Origin of the sequence: Actinoplanes sp. NPDC051633 (genome assembly GCF_040681735.1) — a bacterium.
GTDB lineage: Bacteria > Actinomycetota > Actinomycetes > Mycobacteriales > Micromonosporaceae > Actinoplanes.
The window spans coordinates 1-7,821 of the sequence record NZ_JBFAZH010000273.1 but is presented as its reverse complement, the minus strand read 5'-3'; the positions used below and the strand labels follow the sequence as shown (position 1 = coordinate 7,821).

At 71.3% G+C, this 7,821-nt stretch carries 6 protein-coding genes and 1 pseudogene; 4 read left to right on the top strand and 3 right to left on the bottom strand.

What is annotated here, in order from left to right; all coding sequences use genetic code 11:
- Window positions 1-2,575, top strand: a pseudogene (locus AB0M20_RS17335) (hypothetical protein); the annotation flags it as partial.
- A gap of 16 nt (window positions 2,576-2,591) precedes the next feature.
- Here the strand turns inward: AB0M20_RS17335 and AB0M20_RS17330 are convergent.
- A complete protein-coding gene (locus AB0M20_RS17330) occupies window positions 2,592-2,882 on the bottom strand; it encodes a cold shock domain-containing protein (RefSeq protein WP_364299176.1) in 291 nt (96 codons plus the stop codon).
- Between the two features lie 94 nt (window positions 2,883-2,976).
- On the opposite strand from AB0M20_RS17330, the gene AB0M20_RS17325 reads away from it, so the two are divergent.
- Genes AB0M20_RS17325 through AB0M20_RS17315 form a run of 3 tightly spaced genes read left to right on the top strand, consistent with a single transcriptional unit; the run spans window position 2,977 to window position 6,076 of the window.
- Entirely contained in the window at window positions 2,977-4,284 is a 1,308-nt protein-coding gene (locus tag AB0M20_RS17325) for an ABC transporter substrate-binding protein (RefSeq protein ID WP_364299174.1), read from the top strand.
- Window positions 4,285-4,286: 2 nt separating this feature from the next.
- Window positions 4,287-5,204, top strand: coding sequence for a sugar ABC transporter permease (locus tag AB0M20_RS17320; protein ID WP_364299172.1), 918 nt, complete (start codon window positions 4,287-4,289; stop codon window positions 5,202-5,204).
- Window positions 5,201-6,076, top strand: a complete 876-nt coding sequence (locus tag AB0M20_RS17315) for a carbohydrate ABC transporter permease (RefSeq protein ID WP_364299169.1) — start codon at window positions 5,201-5,203, stop codon at window positions 6,074-6,076. The genes AB0M20_RS17320 and AB0M20_RS17315 overlap by 4 nt, the downstream gene beginning before the upstream one ends.
- Here AB0M20_RS17315 and purE read toward each other — a convergent pair.
- Window positions 6,073-6,570, bottom strand: a complete 498-nt coding sequence (gene purE / locus AB0M20_RS17310) for a 5-(carboxyamino)imidazole ribonucleotide mutase (protein ID WP_364299167.1) — start codon at window positions 6,568-6,570, stop codon at window positions 6,073-6,075. The two genes, AB0M20_RS17315 and purE, sit on opposite strands and share 4 nt — an antisense overlap.
- A 2-nt stretch (window positions 6,571-6,572) precedes the next feature.
- Window positions 6,573-7,706 carry a 5-(carboxyamino)imidazole ribonucleotide synthase gene (locus tag AB0M20_RS17305; protein ID WP_364299164.1) on the bottom strand — a complete coding sequence of 378 codons (1,134 nt, stop codon included), beginning with the start codon at window positions 7,704-7,706 and terminating at the stop codon, window positions 6,573-6,575.
- Window positions 7,707-7,821 lie beyond the last annotated feature (115 nt).

The following is a 7,821-nucleotide window of genomic DNA, read 5'->3' as shown; positions in this document are numbered from 1 at the left end:
CCGGATCCTGGACGGGCCGGACATCGCCGCGGCCGGTGCAACGGTGGCGATCTGCGGCGCGCTCTCCCGGGTCGCCGCGCTCGCCTTCCCCGAGGCGCCGCTGGTGGTGGCGGGCCTGGTGGTGCTGGCCGTCGGCCTGGGCGTCCGCGCGCTGCCGGAGGATTGGCGCCGCGGCCCGGTGCGCGGCCTCAGCCTGGCCGGCCTGGTGGTCGGCCTGATCGCCGCGTGGCTGGCGCTCAACGCCGGCCTGCGCATCCTCGCCGCGCCCGGCCCGTTCTGGGGCACCGACCTGAGCGGATACCCCGGCAACATCCCGGCCTCGGCCTGGCAGGCGCCGCTCGCGCTGCTGTTCGTCGCCATCGCGGCGGCCGCGGCCCTGCCCCCGCCATACTCGTACGACGTGGGCGCGGTGTGCGCGGCGCTGGCCACCGTCGGCGCGCCGGCCGCCTTCGGGCTGCCCTGGTGGTCGCCATTGCTGATCGGCGGCGCGGTGGCGCTGGGCTACAGCGTGGCGGCGGTGGCGGCCTGGGATCCCCGGGCGGCGATCGCCCGGACCGCGGTCGCGACCGTGGTGTCCGTCCACTTCATCGCGGTCGGCCTGGTCCGGCCGTGGTCCACCGCGCTGGCGCTGGCCCTGGTGGTGTTCATCGGCCTGGTGGTGGCGGTGCTGTCGCGCCTCGGGCAGCCGCTGACCCCGCCGGCGCACGAGACCGATGCGGACGCGACGCTGATGGCGCGCGACGACACCGGGATGCCCCGGCACCGGGCGCTGATCGGCGGCGCGGCCACCGCCGGCCTTCTGCTGGCCGTGCCCGGCGTGTTCGCAGCGGTCGCGGCCGACCAGGGCCGCAGCGCCCAGGTCGTGCTGACCGCCGCGCTGGCCGCCTCCGCGCTCAGCCTGGCCGCGCTGTGCGCGTCCGGCCGGTGGATCCCGCAGTACCTGCCGTGGGCCACCTTCGGGCTGGTCGGCGGCGCCACGATCACCGCGCTGGCCTCGGTGCCCACCAACCATCCGACCGCCCTGTACGCCGCCGCGGCCGCCCTGCTCGGGGTGGTGGCTGAGCTGCTGCGCGGCGCGACCCAGGCGCCCGGTCTCACCGTCGCGCCGGACCGCTACTGGGTGGAGCGTCGCCGCTGGACGTCGATCCGGCCGAGCGGGCTGCGCGGCCGCTGGCTGGTCGACCCGGCCACCGGCGCGGTGATCGTCGCGATCGTTCCCACGATCATCGCCCTGGTGTCGCTCGGGCCGGCCCTGGCAGGGGCGCTGTTCGACCCGTTCCAGCAGCTCGGCGCGATCTGGCAGGGCCCGGTCGAGCCGTTGCTGCACCCGAGCGGCGTCTCGGTGGACGGCACCAGCGTGCTGGCGGCGGTGCTGCTCACGGTGGTGGCCGCGCTGGCCGCGCTGGGCTTCGGCGGCAAGGCCGCCGAGTCGGTGCCGGTGATCCTGCCCGGGCTCGCCATCACGCTGCTGATCGCGCCGATCGGGCTGCGCATCGGCTGGCCGGCCACGACCAGCGCGGCGCTGGTGGTCTTCACCGTCTCGATGCTCGGCCTGGCCCTGACGCCGCCGCCGGTCGCCTCTCGGGCGCCGCTGTTGCGGTCGACCCGGGTCGTGGTCTTCGTGATCGGGCTGATGGCCGGTGGCGCCGGGCTCGCCGGGAGCCTGGCCGAGCGGCCGCTGACGCTGGTCACGCTGGGCGCGGCGGTCGGCGTCGGGCTGGTCGGTGCGCTGGCCGGCCGCACCGCTCACGCCCGGGTGCTGGGCTGGCTGTTCACCGTCTCGATGGGACAGGGCTTCGTGCTCACCGCCGCGACGGTGGCCGGGCTCGACCGGCGGTGGGCGTCGTTCGGGGTGCTGGCGGTGGGTGCGGCGCTGCTGATGATGGAGGCCAGCATGCCGCGGCTGGGCCTGCCGCAATACCGCCGGGAGGCGGTCACGGTCGAGTGGAGCGGGTACGCCTCGGCGGCGCTGGCCGGCGTTCTCGCGTACGACTCGCCCGAGCACCTGGCCGCGCTGTTCGCCGCCTGGGGCGCGGTGATGGGCCTGACCGCGACCCGGCCGGACCGCTCGCCGAAGCAGCGGCGCAACCTCTTCTGGCTGGCGATCGGCTTCGAGGTCATCGGCTGGTGGCTGTTCATGACGCTGTCGGAGGTGGCGCTGCCCGAGGCGTACACGTTGCCGTTCGCCGCGCTGGCCCTCACGGTCGGGGTGCTCGAGGTGCGCAACCGGCCGGAGCTGTCGAGCTGGGCGGCGTACGGTCCGGCGCTGCTGGCGGCCTTCGTGCCGACGGTGGGGATCGTGCTGACCACCGACGGCGGGGCGCTGCGCGAGGTGCTGCTGCTGTGCGGCGCGGTGGGCACGACGATCGTCGGCTCCCAGTTCAAGCAGCAGGCGCCGGTGGTGATCGGCGCGGCGGTGACGGTGCTGGCGGCGATCCACTTCTCCATGACGCTGGTCGGCCCGTGGCTGGTGCTGGTCCCGCTGGGCGGCGTCCTGCTCTTCCTGGGCGCGACGAACGAGAACCGCCGGCGCACGCAGGAGCGCGTGCGCGGAGCATTGGTCCGAATGCGCTGAGCCCGCGCGCGGCCGGTCAGTCGAAGTCGAGGGTCAGGGTGCTCGAGTAGGCGCCGCTCGGTCCCTCGGCGACGTGGGGCTGCGGGGCGGCGCCCGCCGGCCAGAATCGGGTGGCCCTGTGCTCGTACCCGTCTTGGCCTGGGGTTTCGAACTCGGCCTCAACCTCGTCGCCGGCGGCGAAATTCACGTAGCCCGCCACCGCCGCGGCCGAGAAGTGGGCCCAGCAACCGCCCTGCGCGCCATGCAGGTCCAGCACTCCCCAGCCCTCGTCGGTGTGCCATTCGCGCACCACGCCCCGGACTGCCATGACCGTATTCAACCCCATTGCTTGACAGTCGCCGATGCGTGGCCCTACGTTCCGACCAATTATTAAGTTGTTTGCCAATCACTGGGGTGCACTCATGCGGACTCGGGCTGTCGTCGCGCTGGTCGCGGCCGTCCTGCTGGCTTCGGCCTGCACGCCGGCGCCGAAGGAGAACAAGATCGCTCAGCCGGGCGCGTCGGTGTCCGGCACCGTCGAGCTGTGGCACTTCTTCACCGACCGGGAGGCCGCGGCGATCGACTCGGTGATCAAGGACTTCACGGCGGCGCACCCGACCATCAAGGTGACCGTCAAGTCGGGCCAGGACGACGCCAAGGTCACCCAGGCCATCGGCGCGGGCAGCGGGCCGGACGTCGGGCTGTCCTACTCCACCGACATCGTCGGCAAGTTCTGCGCGAGCGGCGCCTGGGTCGACCTGAACCAGTACATCCAGCGCGACAAGATCGACCTGAACAAGCTGAACGCGACGACGCGGTCGTACACCGAGTTCCAGGGCAAGCGGTGCGCGATGCCGTTCCTGGCCGACGCGTACGGGCTCTACTACAACAAGGACCTGTTCACCGAGGCCGGCCTGAGTGGGCCGCCGAAGACGCTGGACGAGCTGACCGAGTACGCCAAGAAGCTCACCGTGAAGAACCCCGACGGCTCGCTGAAGACCGTCGGCTTCCTGCCGCTGTTCGACTTCTACGAGAACGCCGCCTCGCACCTCGCCCCGATGGTCGGCGCCAAGTGGCTGACCGCCGACGGCAAGTCCGCGATCGGCGCCGACCCGGCCTGGAAGACCCTGCTCACCTGGCAGAAGAACCTGGTCGACTTCTACGGCTACGCCAACCTGGTCAAGTTCAAGGCCGCACTGGGCGACGAGTTCAGCGCCGACAACGCCTTCCAGAAGGGCAAGGTGGCCATGAACGTGGACGCCGAGTACCGCCTGGCCTTCCTCGCCGACCAGGCCCCGAAGCTGCAGTTCGGCGTCGCCCCGCTGCCGACCAGCGACCCGGCCCGGTACGGCGGCGGATACGTCACCGGCAACATCGTCGGCATCTCCAAGAACGCCAAGAACCCCGAGGCGGCCTGGGCGCTGATCGAATATCTCACCACCGACGACAAGGCGATCACCAAGCTGGCCGGCCTGCTCAAGAACGTGCCGACCACGACCGCGGCGCTCGCCGACCCGTCCGTCCAGAGTGACGCGAACTTCAAGGTCTTCCTGGACATCTTCGCCAATCCGAACTCGTCCACCACGCCGCCGTCGCCGTCCGGCCCGGCGTACCAGGAAACCTTCGGCCAGTTCCTGACGCAGTGGCAGAGCGGCAAGGTCAGCGATCTCGACGCCGGGCTGGCCGGCGCGGACAAGCAGGTCAACGGCGTCATGCAACTGGGCGGCTGAGCGTGCGTCTGCGGCGCGAGCTGACCGCGCTCACCTTCCTGGCCCCGGCGCTGCTCGGCATCATCGTCTTCTTCGTGTATCCGCTGGTGTCCGCGGTGTACTTCTCGTTCACGGAGTTCGACCTGCTCTCGGTGCCGGAGTGGGTCGGGCTCGACAACTACAAGCGGATGGCCGGCGACCCGTTCCTGGTGCAGTCGGTGCGCAACACGCTGTGGATGGTGGTCGTCTTCGTCCCGGTCCGGATCGTCGCCGCGATCGGGCTGTCCATGCTGCTCGCCCGGTTGCGGAGCGGCGCGGGCTTCTTCCGTACCGTTTTCTACCTGCCCGCGCTGGTGCCGCCGGTGGCCGCGACCATCGCGTTCGTGTACCTGCTCAAGCCGGGCACCGGGCCGGTGAACACGGCGCTGGAGCACATCGGCATCGACGGCCCGCTCTGGTTCAACTCGCCGGCCTGGGCGAAGCCGTCGCTGGTGCTGCTCGGCCTGTGGGGCATCGGCGACATCATGGTGATCTTCCTGGCCGCGGTGCTCGGCGTGCCGGCCAGCCTGTACGAGGCCGCGGAGCTGGACGGCGCCGGAGCGTGGCACCGCTTCCGCTACGTGACCCTGCCGTCGATCCGGCCGGTGATCCTGTTCGCCGCGGTCACCGGTGTGATCTACACGTTGCAGTATTTCGATCAGGCGGCGGTGGCGGGCGCGGTCGCCAGCGGCAGCGCGACCACCGGCGGCGGGATCTCGTCGTCGTTCGGTTATCCGGAGGGCTCGACGTTCACGTACCCGCTGTGGCTCTACACGGTCGGCTTCCGCTACAGCGCCCTGGGCTACGCCAACGCGATGGCGGTCGCGCTGTTCGTGGTGGCCTTCGCGGTGACGGTGTTCCTGCTGCGCCGCTCGAAGGCCTTCTCCGGGGAGGAAGCATGACGGCCCTGCTGGAGCGGCCGGTCGTCGCCACGACGCCGAAGGCGGTCCGGCGGCAGAGGCGGCTGACCTGGATCGCGCGGCACAGCATCGCGATCGCGGTGTCCATCATGTTCGTCGCGCCGGTGGTCTATCTGCTGCTGCTCTCGCTGATGACCAGCGACCAGGCCCTCACCAGCGACTACTGGCCGGACACCTGGCACCCGGAGAACTACGTGCGGGTCTTCCAGGCGACTCCCCTGCCCCGCTACCTGCTGAACACCGTCGTCTACGCGGTCTGCGCCACGGCGTTCATGCTGCTGTCCAGCGTCCCGGCCGCGTACGCGCTGGCGAAGCTGCGGTTCCGCGGCCGCAACGTGCTCTTCCTGGTCATCATCTGCGTGATGATGCTGCCGCCGCAGGTGGTGACCGTCCCGCTCTACCTGATGTGGGCGCGGTACGGCCTGACCGGCACGCTGTGGCCGCTGATCCTGCCGACGCTGCTCGGCGACGCCTTCAGCATCTTCCTGCTGCGGCAGTTCCTGCTGACCATCCCCCAGGATTACCTGGACGCGGCCCGCGTGGACGGCTGCGGCGAGTGGCGCACGCTGCTGCGGGTGGTGCTGCCGATGGCCCGTCCCGGGATCGCGGCGGCCGGGCTCTTCCAGTTCTTCTACGCCTGGAACGACTATTACGGGCCGCTGCTCTACACCAGCGAGAACGAGAACGCCTGGACGCTGTCGCTGGGCCTCGCGTCATTCCACAGTGTCCACCACGTCGACTGGAACCTGGTGACCGCGGCCACCGTGCTGGCGATGGCCCCGATCGTCATCGTGTTCTTCTTCGCGCAGCGGGCCTTCGTGCAGGGCGTGACGTTGACCGGCGTGAAGGGCTAGCCGAGCAGCTTCGCGCGCAGGGCGTCGTCCTTCTCCGCCACCAGACGCTCCAGGCCGGCCTGGAAGTCGGTCATCCGCTTGCGGATCGCCGGGTCGGCCGCGCCGAGGATGCGCACCGCCAGCAGCCCCGCGTTGCGCGCACCGCCGATCGACACCGTCGCGACCGGCACGCCGGCCGGCATCTGCACGATCGACAGCAGCGAGTCCATGCCGTCGAGATATTTCAGCGGCACCGGCACCCCGATCACGGGCAGCGGCGTCAGCGCGGCGACCATGCCGGGCAGATGCGCCGCCCCACCGGCCCCCGTGATGATCACCTGAAGTCCGCGGTCGGCGGCCGTCCGCGCGTAGTCCACCATCTTCTGCACCGTGCGGTGCGCCGACACCACGCCGACCTCGAACGGGATCTCGAACTCGGCGAGGGTCTCGGCGGCGGCCTCCATCGTGGACCAATCGGAGTCGCTGCCCATGATGATCCCGACGACGGGTGCCATGGCTAGATGCCCTCCTGGAGCCGTTTCGCGGCGCGGGCGGCACGCGCGCGGACCTCCGCCAGATCGTCACCCAGCACCGTGACGTGGCCGATCTTGCGGCCCGGCCGCACCTGCTTGCCGTAGAGGTGCACCCGCGCGCCGGGGTCCTCCGCGAAGAGGTGGTGCACCCGCTCGTCGATCGAGATGCCGCCGGGCGGGCCGCCCAGCACGTTGGCCATCACGACGACCGGCGCGGTGAGCGTGGTCGCGCCCATCGGATAGTCGAGCACCGCCCGCAGGTGCTGCTCGAACTGCGACGTGCGCGCGCCCTCGATGGTCCAGTGCCCGGAGTTGTGCGGCCGCATGGCGAGCTCGTTGACCATCAGGTCGTCGTCGGTCTCGAAGAGCTCGACGGCCAGCAGCCCGACGACGCCGAGGGCGGTGGCAAGGTCGATCGCGAGCTGCTGCGCCTCGAGGGCCCGCTGCTCCGGCAGGCCCGGCGCCGGGGCGATGACCTCGACGCAAATGCCGTCCTGCTGCACGGTCTCGACGATCGGATAGGCCGCGACCTGCCCGAACGGTGACCGCGCGACGAGGGCGGCGAGCTCCCTGCGCAGCGGCACCCGCTCCTCGACGATCAGGCTGGTGCCGGTGGCGATCAGCTCCTGCGCTTGAGCTTCGTCCTGCAGCATCCAGACGCCACGCCCGTCGTACCCACCGGTCGTGGCCTTGGCAACGGCCGGGAGGCCGAAGCCGGTGATGTCCGCGAGCTCGCGGACCCGGCGCCACCGCGGCACGGGCGCGCCCAGCTCGGAGAGCCGCTCCCGCATCCGTCCCTTGTCCTGGGCGAAGATCAGCGCGTCGGCGGACGGATAGACCTTGATCCCGTCCTTCTCGAGCGCCCGGATGTGGTCGCCCGGCACATGCTCGTGGTCGAAGGTGACGGCATCGCATCCGCCGGCGAACTCCCGCAGCGCGGTCAGGTCGGTGTGCGACCCGATCCGCACATCGGCGGCGACCAGCGCGGCGGAGTCGTCGGCGCTGACCGACAGCACGCGCAGCGACTGCCCGAGCGAGATCGCAGCCTGATGCGTCATGCGCGCCAGCTGCCCGCCACCCACCATGCCCACCAGGGGCAATCCAGTTCGACCATCCATGACGAGGACAGCCTAGCTTTCACCCCAAGATCAATTACTTGGGGTACGCCGGGCGCATGACCACGACCGCAGCGCTCGCGCGCCGCCTCCGGAGGTCATGGCGGCGTGCCCGGCC